At 60.9% G+C, this 21,103-nt stretch carries 19 protein-coding genes; 12 read left to right on the forward strand and 7 right to left on the reverse strand.

What is annotated here, in order from left to right; translation table 11 throughout:
* The first annotated feature begins 3 nt into the window (after positions 1–3).
* Genes ACS4RR_RS10120 through ACS4RR_RS10130 form a run of 3 tightly spaced genes read left to right on the forward strand, consistent with a single transcriptional unit; the run spans position 4 to position 2,919 of the window.
* On the forward strand, positions 4–843 hold the full coding sequence (locus tag ACS4RR_RS10120) for a carbohydrate ABC transporter permease (RefSeq protein WP_017965151.1): 840 nt from the start codon (positions 4–6) through the stop codon (positions 841–843).
* A 47-nt stretch (positions 844–890) separates the two neighbouring features.
* A complete protein-coding gene (locus tag ACS4RR_RS10125) occupies positions 891–1,907 on the forward strand; it encodes a Gfo/Idh/MocA family protein (RefSeq protein WP_245268406.1) in 1,017 nt (338 codons plus the stop codon).
* Between the two features lie 10 nt (positions 1,908–1,917).
* Positions 1,918–2,919 (forward strand): ABC transporter ATP-binding protein, encoded by a 1,002-nt coding sequence (locus tag ACS4RR_RS10130; protein WP_170276384.1) that lies wholly within the window; start codon positions 1,918–1,920, stop codon positions 2,917–2,919.
* A gap of 69 nt (positions 2,920–2,988) precedes the next feature.
* Here the strand turns inward: ACS4RR_RS10130 and ACS4RR_RS10135 are convergent, their stop codons facing one another.
* The 5 genes from ACS4RR_RS10135 to ACS4RR_RS10155 all read right to left on the reverse strand — a co-directional run bounded on the left by ACS4RR_RS10135 (position 2,989) and on the right by ACS4RR_RS10155 (position 7,979).
* Positions 2,989–4,050 (reverse strand): ABC transporter ATP-binding protein, encoded by a 1,062-nt coding sequence (locus tag ACS4RR_RS10135; RefSeq protein WP_017965148.1) that lies wholly within the window; start codon positions 4,048–4,050, stop codon positions 2,989–2,991.
* Between the two features lie 12 nt (positions 4,051–4,062).
* A complete protein-coding gene (locus tag ACS4RR_RS10140) occupies positions 4,063–4,851 on the reverse strand; it encodes an ABC transporter permease (protein WP_170262233.1) in 789 nt (262 codons plus the stop codon).
* Positions 4,848–5,741, reverse strand: a complete 894-nt coding sequence (locus ACS4RR_RS10145; RefSeq protein WP_003561109.1) for an ABC transporter permease — start codon at positions 5,739–5,741, stop codon at positions 4,848–4,850. Before ACS4RR_RS10145 ends, ACS4RR_RS10140 begins: the two co-directional genes overlap by 4 nt.
* Before the next feature lie 71 nt (positions 5,742–5,812).
* Entirely contained in the window at positions 5,813–6,916 is a 1,104-nt protein-coding gene (locus tag ACS4RR_RS10150; protein ID WP_456190047.1) for an ABC transporter substrate-binding protein, read from the reverse strand.
* A gap of 190 nt (positions 6,917–7,106) precedes the next feature.
* Positions 7,107–7,979 carry a MurR/RpiR family transcriptional regulator gene (locus ACS4RR_RS10155; protein WP_456190048.1) on the reverse strand — a complete coding sequence of 291 codons (873 nt, stop codon included), beginning with the start codon at positions 7,977–7,979 and terminating at the stop codon, positions 7,107–7,109.
* A gap of 179 nt (positions 7,980–8,158) precedes the next feature.
* Between ACS4RR_RS10155 and ACS4RR_RS10160 the strand changes: the two genes are divergently transcribed.
* From ACS4RR_RS10160 to ACS4RR_RS10185, 6 genes are all read left to right on the forward strand, one after another.
* Entirely contained in the window at positions 8,159–8,929 is a 771-nt protein-coding gene (locus tag ACS4RR_RS10160) for an N-formylglutamate amidohydrolase (RefSeq protein ID WP_456190141.1), read from the forward strand.
* Between the two features lie 120 nt (positions 8,930–9,049).
* Positions 9,050–10,600 carry an amino acid permease gene (locus ACS4RR_RS10165; RefSeq protein ID WP_456190049.1) on the forward strand — a complete coding sequence of 517 codons (1,551 nt, stop codon included), beginning with the start codon at positions 9,050–9,052 and terminating at the stop codon, positions 10,598–10,600.
* A gap of 150 nt (positions 10,601–10,750) precedes the next feature.
* A complete protein-coding gene (locus ACS4RR_RS10170) occupies positions 10,751–12,115 on the forward strand; it encodes a glutamine synthetase family protein (RefSeq protein WP_456190050.1) in 1,365 nt (454 codons plus the stop codon).
* 208 nt (positions 12,116–12,323) lie between these two features.
* Positions 12,324–13,709 (forward strand): aldehyde dehydrogenase family protein, encoded by a 1,386-nt coding sequence (locus ACS4RR_RS10175; RefSeq protein ID WP_170276386.1) that lies wholly within the window; start codon positions 12,324–12,326, stop codon positions 13,707–13,709.
* A complete protein-coding gene (locus ACS4RR_RS10180; RefSeq protein ID WP_170276387.1) occupies positions 13,706–14,857 on the forward strand; it encodes an iron-containing alcohol dehydrogenase in 1,152 nt (383 codons plus the stop codon). The genes ACS4RR_RS10175 and ACS4RR_RS10180 overlap by 4 nt, the downstream gene beginning before the upstream one ends.
* Before the next feature lie 229 nt (positions 14,858–15,086).
* Positions 15,087–15,800, forward strand: coding sequence for an AAA family ATPase (locus tag ACS4RR_RS10185; RefSeq protein ID WP_130669019.1), 714 nt, complete (start codon positions 15,087–15,089; stop codon positions 15,798–15,800).
* Positions 15,801–15,873: 73 nt separating this feature from the next.
* Here the strand turns inward: ACS4RR_RS10185 and ACS4RR_RS10190 are convergent, their stop codons facing one another.
* Positions 15,874–17,274 (reverse strand): L,D-transpeptidase, encoded by a 1,401-nt coding sequence (locus ACS4RR_RS10190; RefSeq protein WP_456190051.1) that lies wholly within the window; start codon positions 17,272–17,274, stop codon positions 15,874–15,876.
* A gap of 356 nt (positions 17,275–17,630) precedes the next feature.
* Here ACS4RR_RS10190 and ACS4RR_RS10195 point away from each other — a divergent pair, with 356 nt between their 5' ends.
* The 3 genes from ACS4RR_RS10195 to ACS4RR_RS10205 all read left to right on the forward strand — a co-directional run bounded on the left by ACS4RR_RS10195 (position 17,631) and on the right by ACS4RR_RS10205 (position 19,297).
* Positions 17,631–18,470: an aldose 1-epimerase family protein gene (locus tag ACS4RR_RS10195; protein ID WP_456190052.1), complete on the forward strand. Its 840-nt coding sequence runs from the start codon at positions 17,631–17,633 to the stop codon at positions 18,468–18,470.
* A gap of 71 nt (positions 18,471–18,541) precedes the next feature.
* Complete coding sequence (locus tag ACS4RR_RS10200) at positions 18,542–18,880, forward strand: protein tyrosine phosphatase family protein (protein WP_017965135.1); 339 nt, start codon at positions 18,542–18,544, stop codon at positions 18,878–18,880.
* Between the two features lie 72 nt (positions 18,881–18,952).
* Positions 18,953–19,297 carry a RidA family protein gene (locus ACS4RR_RS10205; RefSeq protein WP_456190053.1) on the forward strand — a complete coding sequence of 115 codons (345 nt, stop codon included), beginning with the start codon at positions 18,953–18,955 and terminating at the stop codon, positions 19,295–19,297.
* Between the two features lie 147 nt (positions 19,298–19,444).
* Here the strand turns inward: ACS4RR_RS10205 and ACS4RR_RS10210 are convergent, their stop codons facing one another.
* Positions 19,445–21,103 (reverse strand): thiamine pyrophosphate-binding protein, encoded by a 1,659-nt coding sequence (locus tag ACS4RR_RS10210; protein WP_407751588.1) that lies wholly within the window; start codon positions 21,101–21,103, stop codon positions 19,445–19,447.

Below are 21,103 nucleotides of genomic sequence, written 5' to 3' on the forward strand. Positions count from 1 at the left end.
GGCATGTCCAAGGCACGCACATCTCCCATCCGCACCGGCCTCGTGCATCTGGCGCTCAGCGCCTATACGCTGGTCGCGCTGTTTCCGGTCTTCCTGACCATCGTCAACTCGTTCAAGGATCGTGCCTCGATCTTCCGCGAGCCGCTGATGATCCCGACGCCGTCGACCTTCAGCCTCGTCGGCTATCAGACGGTGCTCGGGCAGGGCGATTTCGCCATCTATTTCCAGAACAGCTTCATCGTCACGATCGTTTCGATCCTGCTGGTGCTGCTGTTCGGCGCCATGGCGGCCTTTGCGCTCTCTGAGTATCGCTTCCGCGGCAACATGCTGCTCGGGCTCTACATGGCGATCGGCATCATGATCCCGATCCGTCTCGGCACGGTGGCGATCCTGCAGGGCATGGTGGCGGCCGGCCTCGTCAATACGCTGACGGCGCTGATCCTCGTCTATACCGCGCAGGGCATACCGCTGGCGATCTTCATCCTGTCGGAATTCATGCGCACGGTTTCGGACGACCTGAAGAATGCCGGGCGTATCGACGGGCTTTCCGAATATGCGATCTTCTTCCGCCTGGTGCTGCCGCTCGTGCGCCCGGCCATGGCGACGGTCGCCGTCTTCACCATGATCCCGATCTGGAACGATCTCTGGTTCCCGCTGATCCTCGCACCCTCCGAGGCTACCAAGACGGTGACGCTAGGCTCGCAGATCTTCATCGGCCAGTTCGTCACCAACTGGAACGCGGTGCTGGCGGCGCTGTCGCTGGCGATCCTGCCGATCCTCGTCCTCTACGTCATCTTCTCGCGGCAACTGATCCGCGGCATCACGTCAGGAGCCGTCAAGTGAGCCAATCCGAAAAGCCGATCCGCGTCCTCGTTGCCGGCCTCGGCAACATGGGCCGCAGCCACGCGCTCGCCTATCACAACAATCCGGGCTTTGAGATCGTCGGTCTCGTCAACCGCTCGACGCCGTCGCAGCTTGCGCCGGAGCTCGAGCAGTACCCGATCCATCCCGATTTCATGACGGCGCTCGCCGAGCTGAAACCGGAGCTCTGCTCGATCAATACCTATTCCGACAGCCATGCTGATTACGCGGTCGCCGCCTTCGAGGCCGGCTGCGACGTCTTCGTGGAAAAGCCGCTGGCAACCACGGTCGCCGATGCCGAGCGCGTCGTGGCGGCTGCCAGGACAGCCAGGCGCAAGTTGGTGGTCGGTTATATCCTTCGCCATCATCCTTCCTGGATGAAGCTGATCGAGGAGGCGCGCAAGCTCGGCCCGCCTTACGTCTTCCGCATGAATCTCAACCAGCAGTCCAACGGCCCGACATGGGAGACGCACAAGTCGCTGATGCGCACGACCTCGCCGATCGTCGATTGCGGTGTGCATTATGTCGACGTCATGAGCCAGATCACCGACGCAAGGGCTGTCGAGGTGCGCGGCATGGGGCTGCGCATGTCGGAAGAGATCGCCGCCAACATGTATAATTACGGTCACTTGCAGGTGCTGTTCGAGGATGGTTCCGTCGGCTGGTACGAGGCCGGCTGGGGCCCGATGATCTCGGAAACCGCCTTCTTCGTGAAAGATGTGATGTCGCCAAAAGGCGCCGTGTCGATCGTCATGGATCCGAACGCCAAGTCCGACGATATCGACACGCACACCAAGACTTCGGTGATCCGTCTGCACACGGCCGAGACCGGCCCGGACGGCAAGTTCATCCGGCCCGACCAGGACATGACGATGGAAGGCGAGCCCGGCCATCAGGAACTCTGTAACCTGGAGCAGGCTTTCATGCTGAGGGCGATCCGCGAGGATATGGACCTCGACCGCCATATGGCCGACGCGGTGGCATCGCTGCGCATCTGCCTTGCCGCCGACGAGAGCGTGCGTACCGGCCAGCCGGTCAGATTGTAAGGGAAAGATAGTGGGATCGCTTCAACTCAAATCCATCCGCAAGACCTATGGCACGCATGAGGTGCTGAAAGGCATCGACCTTGAGGTCGAGGACGGCGAATTCGTCATCTTCGTCGGGCCCTCGGGCTGCGGGAAATCGACGCTGTTGCGCAGCATTGCTGGCCTCGAAGACGTCACGTCGGGCGCCGTCGTCATCAATGGCCGCGACGAGACGCTGACGCCGCCGGCCAAGCGTGGAATCGCCATGGTGTTCCAGTCCTATGCGCTCTATCCGCATCTGACGGTCAAGGACAATATGGGGCTTGGCCTCAAGCAGGCCGGCACCGGCAAGGACGAGATCGACAAGCGTGTCAGCAAGGCGTCCGGCATGCTTTCGCTGGAACCCTATCTGGCGCGCCGGCCGGCCGAGCTCTCCGGCGGCCAGCGCCAGCGTGTGGCGATCGGCCGTGCCATCGTGCGCGAACCGGAACTCTTCCTGTTCGATGAGCCGCTGTCGAACCTCGATGCGGCGTTGCGCGTCCAGACCCGCCTCGAGATCGCCCGACTGCACCGCAGCCTGAAGGCGACGATGATCTATGTCACCCACGACCAGGTCGAGGCGATGACGCTTGCCGACAAGATCGTCGTTTTGAATGCCGGGGCGATCGAGCAGATCGGTTCGCCGATGGAACTCTACAAACGACCGGCCAATGTCTTCGTCGCCGGCTTCATCGGCTCGCCGCAGATGAATTTCATCGCGGCCGAGAAAGTCGGCGATCACAGTGCCAAGACGATCGGCGTTCGTCCCGAACATATGACGCTGTCGCGCGAGCAGGGGACTTGGGCTGCGAAGGTCGTGCATGTCGAGCATCTCGGCGCCGACACAATCATCTATCTGGAATCCGACCAGTGCGGCCTGTTGACGGCACGCCTGTTTGGCGAGCACCAGTACGAGCCGGACGAGATCGTCTATGCGACACCGGACCAGGCGCATGTCCATCGCTTTGACGTCGACGACCAGGCGATCCGCTGAACGATCCAAATTTCCGACAACAAAAGGCGCCGTTTTGCGGCGCCTTTTGCATGAGTGGGATTGGCGAAATCAGTCGCGGATGATGAGCAGGTCGGCTGCCATGAAGCGCAGCGTTACCGTTTCGCCGGCCTGCGGCGGGGTAGTGCCCGGGCTGTTGAACATGTCGAAGGAGATGACGTTGCCGCCGACATTCATGCGGGTGCGGATGACCGACCCCAAGAAGTGGGCCGAAACGACCTGGCCGGTCAGCGCCGTGTCGCTCTTGACGCTGTCGGAGAGCGAGCCCGCTTCCGGGCGTAGCGCCAGCGAGATGGTTTCTCCGGCCTTGTGGGCAGCGACCGATTGCTTCAGCGTTATACCCTGATCGCCGATCTGGATGCGGTTGGTATCGGGATCGACGACCTTGGCCTCGATGAGGTTCAGCGTGCCGACGAAGGAGGCGACGAAACGCGTTGCCGGCGTATTGTAGATCTCGAAAGGCGAACCGATCTGGTCGGCCTTGCCGGCATTCATGACGACGATGCGGTCGGAAATCGACAGGGCTTCTTCCTGATCATGGGTGACGAAGACCGTGGTGATGCCGAGCTGCTGCTGGATCTGGCGGATTTCCTCGCGCAGCGACACGCGGATCTTGGCGTCGAGTGCGGAGAGCGGCTCGTCGAGCAGCAGCACCTGCGGCTTGACGGCAAGCGCACGGGCAAGGGCTACTCGCTGCTGCTGGCCGCCCGACAGTTGATAGGGGAAGCGGTCGGCCAGGTGATCGAGCTTGATCAGGCCGAGCATTTCCTTGACGCGGGCGTCGATTTCAGGTTTTGGGGCGCCGGCGACCTTGAGACCGAAGGCGACATTGTCGTGTACCGTCATGTTGGGGAAGAGCGCGTAGGCCTGGAACACCATGCCGATGTTGCGCTGGTTCGGCTTCAGCGCGCTTTGGTCCTTGCCGTTGATGGTCAGCGTGCCGCCGGTTGGCGTTTCGAAGCCGGCGATCATGCGCAGAACGGTCGTCTTGCCGCAGCCCGACGGTCCGAGGAAGGAGACGAACTCACCCTTCTCGATCGTCATGTTGAAGTTCTTGACGACCTGAACCGGGCCGAAGGATTTCTGAATGTTGGTCAGCGTGAGAAAAGACATGAGCCAGATACCTTAAGCCTTTGCCGGGCGGGCTTTGCCGACGCGGGAAACGATGTTGAGCAGGCCCATGCTGAGCCAGGTGATCGAGAAGGCGATGACGGCAAGCGCCGAAGGCTCATAGGCCTTGTTGGCGCCGACGAGCTGCAGGTAGGGACCGAAGGCCGGACGGTTCAGAAGTGCGGCAAAGGTGAATTCGCCCATGACGATCGCGAGCGTGATGAAAGCGCCTGAGAGCACGCCGCTCATGACGTTCGGGAAAATGCATTTGAACATGATGGTCGTCCATCGGGCGCCGAGGCTTTCGGCCGCTTCCGTCAGCGTGCGGACGTCGATGGCGCGCATGGCGGTATCGACGGCGCGGTACATATAAGGCAGAGACAGGGTGATATAGGAGAAGACCAGCAGGACATTGGTGCCGGTCGTCGAACCCGTCAGCGGCAGGTAGGACGACGAATTATACATCCTGAGGTATCCGAAGACAATGACGATCGCTGGAATGACAAGCGGCAGCAGGGTGATGAATTCGACGACCGGACGCATCTGCGGCAGCCGCAGCCGCACCCAATAGGCTGTCGGCACGACGAGCAGCATGCCGAAGACGATGGTGAGCAACGCCATCAGCATGGAATAGCCGAAGGTCTCCCGGAACTGAATGTCGGAGAATACCGACTTGTAGGCATCGAGGCTGTATTCGCCGCGACGCATGCGCAATGAAAACTCGATTGTGCCGATCAACGGAATGACGAAATAGGATGCACCTAGAATGACGGCGATCCAGGCTCCGAAACGCTGAGCTTTCATTTCTGCCACCGTTCTGCGCGCATGCGCAGCATGAGATAAAGGACGTTGGAGACGCCGGTGATGACGATCATGCCGAGCGCGATGGCGTAACCGAGATTGGCATTGTGCAGAACATCGCCGCGGATCTGCGCGTAGAGCAGGATCGGCACGATGTTCAGCGAGCTGCCGGTCAGCGCGAAAGCGGTGGCAATGGCGCCGAAAGCGTTGGCGAAGAGCAGCAGCGTCGTGCCCAGCAGGCTCGGCCAGAGGATCGGCAGCGCGACCATCGTCCAGTACTGGCGGTTGGTGGCGCCAAGGATCTGTGAGGCTTCGCGCCATTCCTTCTTCATGCCGTCGAGGGCGGGCGTCAGAATCAGCACCATCAGCGGGATCTGGAAATACATGTAGGTGATGGTGAGGCCGAAGAAGGACAGCAGATTGAAGCCGGTGCCGTAGAGATTGAAGCCGAACCATTCGCGCAGGAAAATCGTCACAAGCCCGGTGCGGCCGAGCGTTGCGAGAAAGGCGAAGGCGAGCGGCACGCCGGCAAAATTCGAGGCGACGCCGGAGAAGGTCAGGAGCGTCGAGCGGACGGAGGCGGGCAGGCCGCCGAGCACGACGGCCCAGGCGAGGAAGAAGCCGATCAGCGCACCGCCCAGAGCCGACGCCACCGACACACGGATGCTGATCGAGTAGGCGCTCATGATGGATGGGGTAAAGAGATCACCGATATTCTTCAGCGTCAAATCGCCCTCGGGCGTCAGGAATGCGCCCGCCACAAGATAAAGCGTGGGGATGATCAGGAACAGCAGGGAGAAAATGATGAAGGGTGCAATGCCCAGCCAGTCGATCACGCGATCTCTGTTGATCAAGGGGGCGCTGCGCACCATAGGCGTTGAAACGGTGCTCATGGAAAAGCTCATCCTGGGGCGTCGGAGTGAGAAACCTCCCCCGCCTTGCGGCGGGGAGGCAGGATCAGAGGTTACTTGACGGCGGCGCCGACGACGGAATCCCAATTCTTGGTGATCGCTTCCTTGCCGGCAGACTGTTGTTCGAGCGTCGGGAAGACAGCCTTTTCATAGGATGCAGCCGGCGGCAGCTTGTCGAGCAGTTCCTTCGGGATCTTGTTGTTCTTGGCAAGATCGTTGAAGCGGATCGGGTGGCAATAGCCCTTCAGCCAGCCGAGCTGACCTTCGTCGGAATAGAGGTATTCCATCCAGAGCTTCGCAGCGTTGGGGTGCGGAGCGAAGGCGGAGATAGCCTGGACGTAGACGCCGGCAACGACGCCTGTCTTCGGAACGACGACCTCGAAGGGAGGGTTGCCCTTCAGGCTTTCGCCCCAGGAGAGGGCGTTGTAATCCCAGGCAATGATGATCGGCGTGGAGCCCTGGGCGAACGGAGCCGCCTTGCCGACAACCGGCACGAAATTGCCGCTCTTGTTCAATTCGGCGAAGAACTTCAGGCCCTCTTCGCCTGCCTTGGCCGCGTCACCGCCGGATGCGGAAAGACCAGCGGCATAAACGCCCTGGACAGCCTGGTTGGCGGCGCGCGGATCGCCCGCGAGGGCGACGTTGTTTGCGTAGTCGCTCTTCTTCAGATCGGCCCAATCGGCCGGCGATTCCTTGACGAGATCCTTGTTCACGAGGAACGAGAGAACGCCGTAATAATCGCCGTACCAGTAGCCTTCGGCATCCTTGGCGGTATCCGGGATAGAGTCCCAGGTGGAGACCTTGTAAGGCTGGATCAGGCCGTCTTTCTTGGCGGACGGGCCGAAAGAGAGGCCGACGTCGATGACGTCAGGAGCCTGCGGGCCGGTGTTGCCCTTGTTGGCCTTGATGGCTTCGACTTCGTCGCCCGAACCCGCATCCGGGTTGAGCTCGTTGACCTCGAGGCCATACTTGGCCTTGAAGCCGGCGATGACTTCGCCGTAGCCGCACCAGTCGTGCGGAAGAGCGATCGTCGTCAGGGTGCCTTCCTTCTTGGCGGCGGCGATAAGTTCAGCGCTCGGCTCGGCAGCGGCAATCGCGGTCGAAGCCACGATCATCGCAGTAGAAAGCGACAGTAGTCGAGAAATGTTAGAGATCACTGTTGTTCTCCTTCGGGTTTTCAGTGTCTGGCGATGCTGTTAATGAGATTACATGAAGCTTGTGTGACAGTTGGATGACGTTAATTCTGCTGCGAATAGCGGAGGTTGCAGCAAATGTTTTGTTTGCGACAACGCCGTCTGCCTTCGCCAAAATCCGTCATTGTTTTTCTTCTGTTTTAGTCTTGTCCTCCTAACCCGGTTTGCGGAAAAGCCTGGTCTGCTCGAACAGGCCCTCCAGTGTCTTCATGCGTTCCTTCGTCTCGTCCCAGGTCGAATTCTGAACGGCCTCGATCAGCGCTTCGACGATGAAAAGGGTGACGACGGAGGAATCCCAGGCCGACGGCGCCTCGATCCGGACGCGGAAGGCATGCCTGGCGAGCTTGGCGGCAGGCGAGCCCCACTGGTCGGTGAAGACGACGATTTCGGCGCCGCGCTTGCGGGCGGCGGTGGCGAGGCTCACCATCTCCTGCTCGTAGCGGCGGATATCGAAGATAATCAGGATGTCGCCGGCATTCATGTTGAGGGCATATTGCGGCCAGCTGCTGGAATTCGACGACAGCAGCGTCGTTGCCGGCCGGATGACCTGCATATGGGTGAAGAAGTATTCGGCGAGCGCGCCGGTGATGCGGCCGCCGACGAAATAGAGGCCGCGCTTGCGGTCGGAAAGCAGCGCGGCGACGCTGTCGAAAGTCGCGGTGTCGAGATCGGTCAGCGTCTGGCGCAGATTGCCCATGATCGCATCGGCGAAACGGTTGAGAATATGGGTGCCCGGCGCATTTTGCGCCCAGCGGTCGTGCTTGGTGATCGGGTTCGAGATCGTCGCCTCGACTTCCTGATGCAGATGTGCCTGAAAGTCCGGATAGCCCTTAAAGCCAAGCTTCTGCACCATGCGTACGACGGTCGGCGTCGAGACGCCGGCATTCTCGGCAATCGTAGTGATGCTGCCGAGGCCGGAGACCGGATAATTGTCGAGCAGGCTTTCGGCCAGCTGCTTCTCGGCACGCGTCAACACCCCCAAATGCGAGTGTATGACGTCCGAAACCGTCTTCGACGCAACTGTCACGTAACTATGCTCCCCGGGATGGTCTGGCGCCACTTTCCCACTCAAAGTTAACAACGCTGTCATAATCCATGTCAACTACTGTCATGAAAAGAAATTTTCAGTGGATGCTTGACACTGGCCGAAACCTGAAGAATTCTTTTCTTCATCAAGAATTTGTTAAGGGAAAAGGAGTGGCGCCTTTGGTGCTGGCCCGGCCGAAAATCCTCAGTGAAGCGGACGGTGACTGCGTCGGGATCGAACGTATCCACGGCCGGAGCCCGGTGCTTCTCATCTGCGAGCACGCTTCATATGCCCTTCCAGCCCTTTTCGGCGATCTCGGCATGCCCAGCGAAGCGCTCTCCAGTCACATTGCCTGGGACCCGGGCGCGCTTGCCGTCGCCCGCAACATATCGCAAGCGCTCGACGCGACTCTCGTTTACCAGCGGTTCTCGCGGCTTATCTACGACTGTAACCGGCCGCCCAGTTCACCCGGCGCCATGCCAGAGACCAGCGAGATCTACGCCATTCCCGGCAATAAGAATTTGAACCCCGAAGAACGGCTTGCGCGCACCGACGCGCTCTATGTGCCTTTCCACGACGCCATTCGCGGGCTGATCCGCGATCGTCGGGCGAGGGGGCAAGACAGCATCATCGTGACGATGCACAGCTTCACGCCGGTCTATCATGGCCGCGAACGCGCCGTGGAACTCGGCATATTGCACGATGAGGACAGCCGGCTTGCCGACCTTATGTTGGACGCTGCGGCTGAAGCGCCACTCTACAGGACAGAGCGCAACGAGCCTTACGGGCCTGAGGACGGCGTGACCCACACGCTGATCCTGCACGGGCTTTCGAACGGTTTACGCAATGTGATGATCGAGGTCCGCAACGACCTCATCGCAGACGATACCGGCCAAGGGGTCATGGCCGACTATCTGAAAGGGCTGCTCCAGCAAAGCCTGGACGCCTGAGATAAAAAGAAGACCCGAGGGAGCAGTTTAACTGCGGACGTCCGCATGGCGCAATTGCCGCGGACAATTGGCACTGAACCGGCCCGCAATTCCGCGGCCGGTCGTGAACAGGGGGAAGTCATGTCGGACTATACCGAACTGGACAAGAAGCAGGATGTACACATCCTGCATTCCATGGGCTATGCCCAGGAACTCGAACGACGCATGAGTTCGTTCTCGAATTTCGCAATCTCGTTTTCGATCATTTGCATCCTTTCCGGCGGCATCAATTCGCTCGGGCAGGCGACTTCGGGCGCCGGTGGTGCTGCCATCGGTATCGGCTGGCCTCTCGGCTGCTTAATATCCTTCATCTTCGCCCTCGGCCTCGCACAGATCGGCTCCGCTTATCCGACGGCCGGCGGGCTTTATCACTGGGGCTCGATCCTCGGCAATCGCTTCACCGGCTGGCTGTCGGCCTGGCTCAACCTGCTCGGTCTCGTCACCGTGCTTGGCGCCATCAATGTCGGCACTTTCTACTTCTTTTTCGGCGCTTTCGGTCCGCAGTTCGGCATCGAGGACACGCTTCTTCACCGAGTCGTCTTCGTGGCGATCATCACGGCTCTGCAGGCCGGCATCAACCATTTTGGCATTGCTCTCACCGCCAAGCTCACCGATTTTTCGGGGTATCTGATCTTCGCGACGGCGCTGCTGCTGACGATCGTCTGCCTGGCGGCTGCTCCTAGCTGGGATATTTCGCGCCTGTTCACCTTCGCTAATTATACCGGCACCGAAGGCGCATCGCTGGTTTGGCCGGGCACCGTCTCGACCGGCATGGCATTCCTGCTCGGCCTGCTGCTGCCGATCTACACCATCACCGGCTACGATGCCTCGGCGCATACCTCGGAAGAGACCGTCAAGGCCGCCGTCTCCGTACCGCGTGGCATGGTTTCGGCGGTACTCTGGTCGGCGCTATTCGGTTACATCATGTTGTGCGCCTTCGTGCTGATGATCCCGAACATGGACGATGCGGCAAAGCAGGGCTGGAACGTGTTCTTCTGGGCGATGGACGCTCAGACGAACCCAACGATCAAGAGCATTCTCTACTTCCTGATCTTCGTTTCGCAGTTCCTCTGCGGGCTTGCGACCGTCACCTCGGTTTCGCGCATGATCTTCGCCTTCTCGCGCGACAAGGGCCTTCCGGCATCGTCGGCCCTCGCCAAGGTCAGCCCAAATTTCCGCACGCCGGTCGCCGCCATCTGGACGGGCTCGATCCTTTCGGTCCTCTTCGTTTGGTTCACCTCGGCAATCACCATTGCCGGCACGCCGGCCTATTCGATCGTCGTGTCGTGCACGGTCATCTTCCTGTTCCTGTCCTTCGCAGTGCCGATCGCGCTCGGCCTTGTTTCGATTGGAACGGCGAAATGGCCGACGATGGGGCCGTGGGATATGGGGATCGGGCTGTATAAGGTGATCGCGGTTCTTGCCATTATTTCGATGATCCTGATCTTTTATATCGGCATCCAGCCGCCGAACGACTGGGCGCTGGAGATTACCGTCGGCTTCCTCGTGCTGACAGGCATCGTCTGGTTCGCATTTGAAAACCGCCGCTTCAAGGGCCCGCCGATCGGCGACGATATCGCGAAGCGTCAGGCTGAAATCGCCGCGGCTGAAGCGGCGGTCGGCGAAGCCTGAGAAAGCTTCCCTCTCAAATGGCGGGGCCGCATCCTGCGGCCCCATCACCGGTCCAACGAAAAGGCATCCGGCCGGCCAATTCCGGCGATGGCATGCCATTTCGTTGCCCCGGTTTCCGATTTTCCCATTTCTCGTTCAGGCGGATCAATCATGAGCAGCTACACAATCGACGATCTCAGGAAGGATGTTGCCGACGGGCGCATCGACACGGTTCTGGCCTGCCAGGTGGATATGCAGGGCCGGCTGATGGGCAAGCGTTTCCAGGCGGAATATTTCGTTGAGAGCGCCTGGAAAGAAACACACAGCTGCAACTACCTGATCGCCACCGACATGGAGATGGAGACCGTCTCCGGCTACAGGGCGACGAGTTGGGAGAAGGGCTACGGCGACTATACGATGAAGCCAGATCTTGCGACGCTGCGTCGTATTCCCTGGCTCGAAGGCACCGCGCTGGTGCTCTGCGATATGCTTGACCACCATACGCACGAGGAGGTCGCCCACTCGCCGCGCGCGATCCTGAAGAAGCAGGTGAAGCGGCTCGAGGATATGGGCATGAAGGCCTACATGGCCTCCGAGCTCGAATTCTTCCTGTTCGACCAGAGCTACGAAGCGGCGCAGGCTTCCGGCTACCGCAACCTCAAGCTCGTCAGCGCCTACAACGAGGACTACCACATCTTCCAGACCACCAAGGAAGAAGAGGTGATGCGGGCGATCCGCACCGGGCTGCAGGGCGCCGGCATTCCGGTTGAGAACTCCAAGGGTGAGGCATCGGCCGGCCAGGAGGAGATCAACGTGCGCTACGCCGATGCGCTCGCCATGGCAGACCGGCACGCGATCATCAAGAACGGCTGCAAGGAGATCGCCTGGTCGAAGGGCAAGGCCATCACATTCCTCGCCAAGTGGAATTACAATGCCGCCGGCAGTTCCTCGCATATCCACCAGTCGCTTTGGAGCCTGGAGGAAAAGCCGCTATTCTTCGACCATACCGGCAAATACGGCATGTCGCCGCTGATGCACAATTACGTCGCCGGGCTTCTCGCCCATGCGAGCGAGATCACCTATTTCCTGGCGCCCTACATTAATTCCTACAAGCGCTTCATGGCGGGCACATTTGCACCGACTAAGGCGATCTGGAGCAAGGACAACCGAACGGCCGGCTATCGCCTGTGCGGCGAGGAGACCAAGGGTATCCGTATCGAGTGCCGCGTCGGCGGCTCCGATCTCAATCCTTATCTCGCCTTCGCCGCGCTGCTTGCCGCCGGCATTGACGGCATCGAGAACGAGCTCGAACTCGAAGCCCCCTTCGTCGGCGACGCCTATGGCGGCAAGGGCGTCCGCGAAATCCCGCGCACTCTGCGCGCGGCCACGACTGAAATGACGGAATCGGCGATGCTGCGAAAAGCCTTCGGCGACGAGGTGATCGATCATTACACCCGCGCCGCCGAATGGGAGCAGGAAGAATACGACCGCCGCATCACCGACTGGGAAGTGGCGCGCGGTTTCGAAAGAGCTTAATAGGCATTTGCGGGTTTGCTTGCCCCTCACCCTAACCCTCTCCCCGTAAAAACGGGGAGAGGGGACGTGCCAAACGCAGCGTCAATGTTGGGGAATACCGGTGCGGTATGTCCCCTTCGCCCCGTTTACGGGGAGAAGGTGCCGGCAGGCGGATGAGGGGCCACGGCTTCACGCAAATTTTGAAGAGTACGAGGACAGGAAACAGATCATGGCAATGATCCAATGCATTTCACCGGTTGACGGGTCGGTCTATGCCGAGCGCGCAGCCCTTTCTCTCGATGCCGCCAAGGATGTGGTGGCGCGCGCCCGCAAAGCGCAGAAAGCCTGGGCGAAACGGCCGCTCGAAGAGCGTGTGCAACTGGTGCTGAAGGGTGCCGCGCGGTTGAACGAGATGGCCGACGTCGTCGTGCCGGAGCTTGCCTGGCAGATGGGCCGGCCGGTTAAGTATGGCGGCGAATATAAGGGCTTCAACGAGCGCTCCAACTATGTCGCTTCGATCGCGGCGGATGCGCTGGCGCCTGTCGTCGTCGAGGAGAGCGAGCGTTTCGAGCGCCGCATCGAGCGCGAGGCGCATGGCGTCGTCTTCGTCGTCGCGCCGTGGAACTATCCCTATATGACGGCGATCAACACGATTGCGCCGGCGCTGATGGCCGGCAATACCGTGGTGCTTAAACATGCCTCGCAGACGCTGCTGGTCGGTGAGCGACTGGTGCAGGCCTTCATCGAGGCCGGCGTTCCTGAGGATGTGTTCCAGAACGTCTTCCTCGATCATGAAACGACGTCTGCGCTGATTGCCGCCGGCAGCTTCAATTTCGTCAACTTCACCGGATCGGTCGAAGGTGGGCGGTCAATGGAGCGGGCGGCTGCCGGCACCTTCACCGGCCTCGGCCTCGAGCTCGGCGGCAAGGATCCTGGTTATGTCATGGAGGACGCCGATCTCGAGGCGGCCGTCGACACGCTGATGGACGGCGCGACCTACAACTCCGGCCAATGCTGCTGCGGCATCGAGCGTATCTATGTGCATGAATCGCTCTACGATGCCTTCGTCGAGAAATCGGTCGCCTGGGTGTCGAACTACAAACTCGGCAATCCGCTCGATCTCGAGACATCGCTCGGGCCGATGGCGCACAAGCGCTTCGCCAAGGTGGTGCGCGAGCAGATCGCCGATGCTGTTTCCAAGGGCGCCAAAACTCTTGTCGATCCCAAGCTTTTCCCCCAGGACGACGGCGGCGCTTATCTCGCCCCGCAGATCCTCGTCGATGTCGACCACTCCATGGCCTTCATGCGCGAAGAGACTTTCGGTCCGGCAGTCGGCATCATGAAGGTGAAGAGCGACGAGGAGGCACTCGCTTTGATGAACGACAGCCAGTACGGGCTGACGGCCTCGCTCTGGACCCAAGATGTCGAGCGGGCAGGGCGGCTTGGGCGCGAGATCGAAACCGGCACCGTTTTCATGAACCGCGCAGATTATCTCGATCCGGCGCTTTGCTGGACCGGCGTCAAGGAGACCGGCCGCGGCGGCTCGTTGTCGATCATCGGCTTCCACAATCTGACGCGCCCGAAATCCTTCCATCTGAAGAAAGTCACAGCATGAGCAGCAACATCACCGCAAACTGGAGCTATCCGACATCGGTCAAGCTCGGCCGGGGCCGCATCGCGGAACTGGCCGACGCCTGCAAGAGCCTCGGCATCAAGAAGCCGCTGCTCGTCACAGACCGGGGCCTTGCCTCGATGGCGATCACCAAGACTGCGCTCGATATCCTCGAAGATGCCGGTCTCGGCCGGGCGATCTTTGCCGATGTCGATCCGAACCCGAACGAGAAGAACCTCGAAGCCGGCGTCAGGGCTTTCAAGGACGGCGGCCATGACGGCGTCGTTGCCTTCGGCGGCGGCTCCGGCCTCGATCTCGGCAAGTGCGTCGCCTTCATGGCCGGCCAGACGCGGCCAGTATGGGACTTCGAGGATATCGGCGACTGGTGGACGCGTGCGAGCCTTGAGGGCATCGCCCCGATCGTTGCGGTGCCGACAACGGCAGGCACCGGTTCCGAAGTTGGGCGCGCCAGCGTCATTACCAATTCCGAAACCCATGTGAAGAAGATCATCTTCCATCCGAAGTTCCTGCCCGGCGTCGTCATTTCCGATCCGGAACTGACGGTCGGCATGCCGAAGATCATCACGGCCGGCACCGGCATGGATGCCTTCGCCCATTGTCTGGAGGCCTATTCCTCGCCCTTCTATCACCCGATGTCGGCTGGCATCGCGCTCGAAGGCCTGCGTCTCGTCAAGGAGTTCCTGCCGCGCGCCTATCGGGAAGGCACCGATCTGGAAGCCCGCGCCAACATGATGGCCGCTGCCGCCATGGGAGCGGTCGCCTTCCAGAAGGGGCTCGGCGCCATCCACGCGCTATCGCACCCGATCGGCGCCGTCTACAACACCCATCACGGCATGACCAATGCGGTGGTGATGCCGGCGGTGCTGCGCTTCAACCGCAAGCCGATCGAGGAGAAGATCGGCCGAGCCGCCGCCTATCTCGGCATTTCGGGCGGTTTCGACGGGTTCTACGACTATGTGCTGAAGCTCCGCTCGGAACTCGGCGTGCCGGAGACGCTGTCGGCGATGGGAATCGCTGCCGACCGCATCGACGAATTGTCGGCCATGGCGATCGAAGATCCGAGCGCGGGCGGCAACCCGGTTGCAATGACGCTGGAAAATACCAAGGCCCTTTTCAAGGATTGCTTCTGACAAGATAAGAGCGGACCAACAGACTGGCCTGGAAAACCTCGGTTTTCCAGGCTTTTTTCGTTACGGTGGCATCCCTATTTTTAGGGATGTGAAAAATACCGGCTGCAATTTCGCCGCGCGTGTTTCGAATTTGTTAACCATGATTAGAAAGAATGAATTAACCGCACGATGCTCCGACGGTGCGTAAAAGAGCGATTCCAGCTCGCACCATTCCTTCCGAGGGCCGAACATGCCTGTCATCACATTCGCAAATACCAAGGGCGGCGCCGGCAAGACGACCGCTGTTCTGCTGCTCGCGACCGAGCTTGCCCGCAAAGGCTATCGCGTCACCATTCTCGACGCCGACCCGCAGCACTGGATTTCGCGCTGGCACGAAATATCAGGTCATGTGCCCAATCTTTCGGTGATCGATTTCGTCACGACTGCGTCGCTGCCGGTGCATATCAGCGAGAACAAGCACAATACCGACTATTTCATCGTCGATCTGCCCGGTGCGCGCAATCCGTTGCTTGCCACCGCTGTCGGCCTTTCCGACCACGTGCTGATCCCGATCCAGGGCTGCGCCATGGATGCGCGGGGCGGCGCGCAGGTGCTCGAACTGCTGCAGTACCTGGATGAGAAGGCCGGCATCAAGATCGGCCATTCGGTGGTGCTCACCCGCGTCAACTCGATGGTGACGACGCGGGCGCTGCAAGTCGTCAAGTCGCTGCTCAGCGAGCGGCATGTGCCGGTGCTCGATACGGCTATCATCGAACGCTCCGCCTTCCGCGACATCTTCGACTGTGGCGGCACGCTGCACACGATCGATCCCACACGCGTCAGCAATCTCGACAAGGCACGGGAAAACGCCACCTGTTTTGCCGAGGAAATGATGCGCAAGCTGCCGGTGAGGCTGACGGCATCCGCCCGCGTGACGAGCCCGATGGTCCGCTCCGCAGCCTGAATATCTCCTGCATGAAACGACAAGGCCGTCGGAGCGATCCGGCGGCCTTGTCGTTTCTATCGCGAGAATGATTTCAATCGACGAATTCGACCGTCACTCCCGGCTTGACCATTTTGGCAAGCTCTGTCGCATCCCAGTTGGTCAGACGGATACAACCGTGGCTCTGGGTGCGGCCGATCTTCGAGGGTTCGGGCGTGCCGTGAATGCCGTATGTCGGCTTGGAAAGCGCCATCCAGACGGTGCCGACGGGGCCGTTCGGACCGGGCGGGATGTTGAGGATCTTGTCGTTGGCACCCTGCTGGAAATTGATCTTCGGATTATAGGTATAACCGGGATTGAGGGCGACGCGCTCGACATTTACCAAGCCCGACGGAGAAGGGGTGTCGGTGGAGCCGATCGATGCCGGATAGGCGGCGAGGAGATTGCCGGCGCCGTCATAGGCGAAGACCTGCTTGCGGCCCTTGTCGGCGATAATGCGGGCAACTTCGCCGCTCTTCGGCTCGCCCGGATTGACGACCTTGATGATGGTGCCTGCAACGGTGAAATCGGCGCCGGGGTTCATCTCTTTGAGAAAGGCCTCATCCATGTGGAAGCGTTCGGCCAGCATTTCGGTCGTCGAGGTGTAGGCGAGCGACGGCAGCAGCGCCTTGTGCGAATAATCTTCCGGGATCTCAGCGACGAAGGGACCGGCGGCATCGGCCGGCGTGATCGTGTAGCTGACGACGGGCAGGCCGCCGTTCATGCGCAGCTCTTCCAGAATGGCGTCGGTGTCGTTCGGATCGAGCTTCGAGCCGGTCATCTGGTCATAGGCATAGATGCCCTTGGTGACGTTCGAGCCCATATGGCCGTCGATGACGCCCGGAGAGATGCCGGCGCGATCGAGGAAGACCTGCAATGCGACGATCTCGGGCTTCGACTTGTTCTTCAGCGTGATGACGGGCTCATCGGGTGCGGTCTTCGGCTGGTCGGCGGGCGGGATCTGCTGGTCGGGGTCGATCGAGGCATAGTCGCCGCCAGGCTGCGGATTGCCGATGCTGTTGTCATCGGGATAGGGCTCGTCGCCGAGCGGCTGACGTTCGATCGCCGCATCGCCCGGAATACCGCCGGTGACGGCGCCGCGCTCGGAATAACGTGTGTCGCCATCGGGATTGTTGTCGGGATAATAGGGATCGTTGCCGTACTGGTCGTTATAGACTTCCCGCGGGCCGGGCCGCGGCGGATAGTAGCCGCGGGCGCGCATCTCGGTGGCGACGACATTGCCATAGTCGTCGATCAGCACGCGATTGCCGCTACGGTCGCGGGCGTAGATATAGCCAGCTGGAACATAATCGAGGATTTCGCCGCTTGGCGTCACAAGCACGATATCGCTCTGGCGGCGATCGCGGAACTGCTGTGCGCCTGCCTCCGGCGCTGTAGCCGCAAGGGCAGCCAGGACGGCCGCGAAGCAAAAGGCCGACTTCAAAAAGCGATTCACGTCTCATACCTCGAACAGTGACTGGCAGACACACACCTGCGAATTTTGACGCTAGTATGGAATTTATGAAAGCGTGCTGAACAAAATATGAAAATCACTAAGATTTCCTTTTACTCATAAACGTTTGCGTCCTTGTGTCAGTTCCGCAAAATCCACGGTTGCTGCAAAAACGCAAGATGGGGACGACGCCGATTGACGAATGGCGACGCGAAACCTAACGCTAGCGCATCCTGCTTTCCGAAAATCGGATTGGATTTTCGGAAAGCAGGATGCGTCGATTCAAAGTGTTAGCGTCCTTTGTGCGTCCGAAAGGACGCACGGCGCTCTAAAAGCGACAATTCCCCGAGGAGACTGTGATGATCGAATTTGCCGCCGCAAGCGGGCCGCGCCTGATGCTGGACGAAACATCGGTGCTGGATATCGGCGGATGTATCGTCGACGGCGTCGACATCGCGCCGAAACGTGCCATTCCCGACGACGGTGATACGCAGATCGATCACTCGCTCGAGGGCTTTCTCTTCACCTGCGGGCCGGATCATATCCGCCACCGCCAGCCGATCCCGGGCCGGGATGATGGCAAGGTCTATCCGCTGCACGGATCGGCCGCCGGCCATGCGGCAAAGGTGCTGTGGACGAAATTCGAGAATGGCAACGCCGAATGCCGCGCCGATATCGACATCACCACCATCGAAGGATTGCCGCAGCGCATCGAGCGGCTGTGGCGGATCGATGGGGCGAGCGGCGAGGTGCGGCTCGAGGATCGGGTCGTCAATACGAGCGATCGGACGGTGCCGACGTTCCTGATGTATCACATGAACACCGGCGGCAAATGGCTGGACGAGGGCACACGGCTTGAAGGCCGGATGCTGGAGAATGGCGGTTTCCCCTGGGCATTCGGGGAGGAGCCGGGTGGCATCTTCTGCGTCGCGGCGCCGGCTGCGGAGGAGGGTTTTGCGGAGGTCCGCCTCGGACCGATCGCCGCAATCGGCGGCAGGACGCTGCGCGTGCGCTTCCGCGCCGACACGCTGCCCCATCTGCAGGTCTGGCGGAACCAGAAGGCGCCCGCCCATATCATCGGAATCGAGCCCGTTTCGCATCGCTGGATATCGCGCGACGAGCTTCAGGCAGCCGGCGAGTTCCACATGCTGGCGCCAGGCGAGAGCCGCAGCTATGCGCTGACCTTTGCTTTCCTATGAGAGAAGTGTTGTTGACGCTGGCAGACCTCCGTCGTAGACCTTCAACCCACGATTTTTGAGGAGACAAGACGATGGATATTCGCCAGATCGACGATGAATATTCGGTTTCAGGCCAGATCACGCTGGAGGAGCTCGACGAGATCAAGGCGCTGGGGTTCAAATCGATCGTCTGCCACCGTCCCGACCACGAAAGTCCCGACCAGACGTCGTTCTCCGTCATTGAGGCGCGCGCCAGGGAGCTCGGCCTCGAGATCGCCCATGTGCCGGTTGGACCGATGGGCGTGACCGAGGAAGCCGTACAGGGCATGGTCGACGCGCTCGATGAATTCCCGCGGCCAATGCTCGGCTATTGCCGCTCTGGCGCACGCTCGACGGCGATTTACCAGAAGACCCACCATATCCGTAGTTGAGCCCGTTCGGGGGGCCGATTTTCCGGCGTTGAACCTCAGCGCCGCCACCTGCCATTCACTCAGGAGACTATAATGAGCATCAAGCGTATCGACGTCGGCTCGCGCATGAGCGGCGCCGTCATTCACGGCAACACGGTCTATCTCGCAGGCCAGGTCGGCGAGGGCGAAAGCGTCACCGATCAGTGCAAGTCCTCCCTTGCCGAAGTCGACCGCCTGCTGGCTGCATCAGGCAGCAGCAAGTCGAAGATCCTGCAGACGATCATCTACCTGTCCGATATCGCCGATTTCGCCGAGATGAACGCCGTCTGGGAAGGCTGGATCGATCCGGCCAATCCGCCGGCCCGCGCCACCAGCGAAGCCAAGCTCGCTGCGCCGAAATACAAGGTCGAGTTCATCATTACGGCAGCACTCGGCTAAAGCAACTCCAGGAAAAGTGCGAAGCGGTTTTCCGTCCGGAATTGCGCAAAAACCAAAGGTTAGAGCGGCTCTGCGCTTCTATGAAAAGCTGAACCGCTCTAAGTCGCACCATTTCGATTGCCTGAAGCCGGTGAGCGCTGCGCGTGCTCACCGGCTTTTTGTTTGCGCGATTTCGGAAAGCGTGCGTGTCGGCGTGATCGCTTCGGGATCGAGCTTGACCTCGATGATTGCCGGCTTGCCGCTGGCGCGTGCTCGCTCGAAGGCCGGGGCGAAATCCGCCGTCGTTTCCACCGTCTCGCCGTGGCCGCCATAGGCGCGGGCAAGGGCCGCGAAGTCGGGATTGGTCAGATCGGTGCTGCTGACGCGGCCGGGATACTCGCGCTCCTGATGCATGCGGATCGTGCCGTACATGCCGTTGTTGACGACGATTGCGATGATCGGCAGCTCGTAGCGGATGGCGGTGGCGAATTCCTGGCCGTGCATCAGGAAGCAGCCGTCGCCGGCAAAGCAAATGACCTCACGCTCGGGAAACAGCCGCTTGGCTGCCACCGCCGCCGGCAGGCCGTAACCCATTGACCCGGAGGTGGGGGCGGCCTGAGTGTTGAAGCGGCGAAAACGATGGAAGCGGTGCACCCAAGTGGCGTAGTTGCCCGCACCATTGGTGAAGATCGCCTGCGGCCCGGTATTGGCCTCCAGCCATTCCATGATCGGCCCCATCTGGACAGCGCCTGGACCTGTCGAGGGTGGTTTCGACCAGGCGAGATAGGCCTGGTGCAGGCGCACGGTGCGCTCGGTCCAATGTGGTTTGGCCGGCGCTTCCAGATCGGCGAGCCCGGCGACGAAATCGGCAGGTGCGGCGCAAATGGCAAGATCCGGACGGTAGATGCGGCCGAGCTCGGAAGGGTCGGGATAGATATGCACCAGCGATTGCTGGGGGTAGGGGATATCGATCAGCGTATAGGACGAGGACGGCATTTCGGACATGCGGCTGCCAAGCAGGATCAGCAGGTCGCTCTCCTTGATCTCCTTTGCCAATGCCGGATTGATGCCGATGCCGACATCGCCGGCGTAGCAGGGATGGAGATGATCGAACAGCATCTGCCGGCGGAAGGAGCAGCCGACAGGCAGGTGGAAACGCTCGGCGAAGCTCTGAAAATCGGCGACCGCATCGGCATCCCAACGTGTGCCGCCAAGGATGACCATCGGACGCTCGGCCTTCAGCAATCTTACGCAGAAATCGTCGATCTGGCGGCGGCCGGGATGGGCCTCAACATTGGCATAATGCCTGGCGCGGGGTGCTTCGACCTCATCGCGCAGCATGTCCTCCGGCAGCGTCAGCACGACAGGGCCGGGCCGGCCGGACGTTGCGACCGCAAAGGCGCGGGTGACGAACTCGGGAATGCGGGCGGCATCGTCGATCTCGCCCACCCATTTGGCGAATTCGGTAAAGGCGCGGCGGAATTCGACCTCCTGAAAGGCCTCGCGCTCGCGTGCTTCCCGCTGCACCTGGCCGATGAACAGGATCATCGGGATCGAGTCCTGCCTTGATATATGCAGGCCGGCGGAGGCGTTGGTGGCGCCGGGGCCGCGGGTCACCATGCAGATGCCGGGTTCGCCGGTCAGCCTGCCCCAGCAATCCGCCATCATCGCCGCTCCGCCCTCCTGGCGGCAGACGAGGACGTCGATATCGCTGTCGCGCAACGCGTCGAGCACGGCGAGGAAGCTCTCGCCGGGCACGCAGGAGAGACGTTTGACACCGTTCGCCTTCAGCGCCTCGACGATCAGTTCCCCGCCCGTCTTCTTCAT

The organism is Rhizobium zaerense (assembly GCF_051810725.1).
GTDB lineage: Bacteria > Pseudomonadota > Alphaproteobacteria > Rhizobiales > Rhizobiaceae > Rhizobium > Rhizobium leguminosarum_I.

Excerpts from the sequence above, each read along its gene's own strand:
- ACS4RR_RS10120 (WP_017965151.1), top strand. The coding sequence starts at position 4 with ATGTCCAAGGCACGCACATCTCCCATCCGCACCGGCCTCGTGCATCTG.
- ACS4RR_RS10125 (WP_245268406.1), top strand. The coding sequence starts at position 891 with ATGGGCCGCAGCCACGCGCTCGCCTATCACAACAATCCGGGCTTTGAG.
- ACS4RR_RS10135 (WP_017965148.1), bottom strand. The coding sequence starts at position 4,050 with ATGTCTTTTCTCACGCTGACCAACATTCAGAAATCCTTCGGCCCGGTT.
- ACS4RR_RS10140 (WP_170262233.1), bottom strand. The coding sequence starts at position 4,851 with ATGAAAGCTCAGCGTTTCGGAGCCTGGATCGCCGTCATTCTAGGTGCA.
- ACS4RR_RS10145 (WP_003561109.1), bottom strand. The coding sequence starts at position 5,741 with ATGAGCACCGTTTCAACGCCTATGGTGCGCAGCGCCCCCTTGATCAAC.
- ACS4RR_RS10165 (WP_456190049.1), top strand. The coding sequence starts at position 9,050 with ATGTCGGACTATACCGAACTGGACAAGAAGCAGGATGTACACATCCTG.
- ACS4RR_RS10170 (WP_456190050.1), top strand. The coding sequence starts at position 10,751 with ATGAGCAGCTACACAATCGACGATCTCAGGAAGGATGTTGCCGACGGG.
- ACS4RR_RS10175 (WP_170276386.1), top strand. The coding sequence starts at position 12,324 with ATGGCAATGATCCAATGCATTTCACCGGTTGACGGGTCGGTCTATGCC.
- ACS4RR_RS10180 (WP_170276387.1), top strand. The coding sequence starts at position 13,706 with ATGAGCAGCAACATCACCGCAAACTGGAGCTATCCGACATCGGTCAAG.
- ACS4RR_RS10185 (WP_130669019.1), top strand. The coding sequence starts at position 15,087 with ATGCCTGTCATCACATTCGCAAATACCAAGGGCGGCGCCGGCAAGACG.
- ACS4RR_RS10195 (WP_456190052.1), top strand. The coding sequence starts at position 17,631 with ATGATCGAATTTGCCGCCGCAAGCGGGCCGCGCCTGATGCTGGACGAA.
- ACS4RR_RS10200 (WP_017965135.1), top strand. The coding sequence starts at position 18,542 with ATGGATATTCGCCAGATCGACGATGAATATTCGGTTTCAGGCCAGATC.
- ACS4RR_RS10205 (WP_456190053.1), top strand. The coding sequence starts at position 18,953 with ATGAGCATCAAGCGTATCGACGTCGGCTCGCGCATGAGCGGCGCCGTC.
- ACS4RR_RS10210 (WP_407751588.1), bottom strand. The coding sequence starts at position 21,103 with ATGAAGAAGACGGGCGGGGAACTGATCGTCGAGGCGCTGAAGGCGAAC.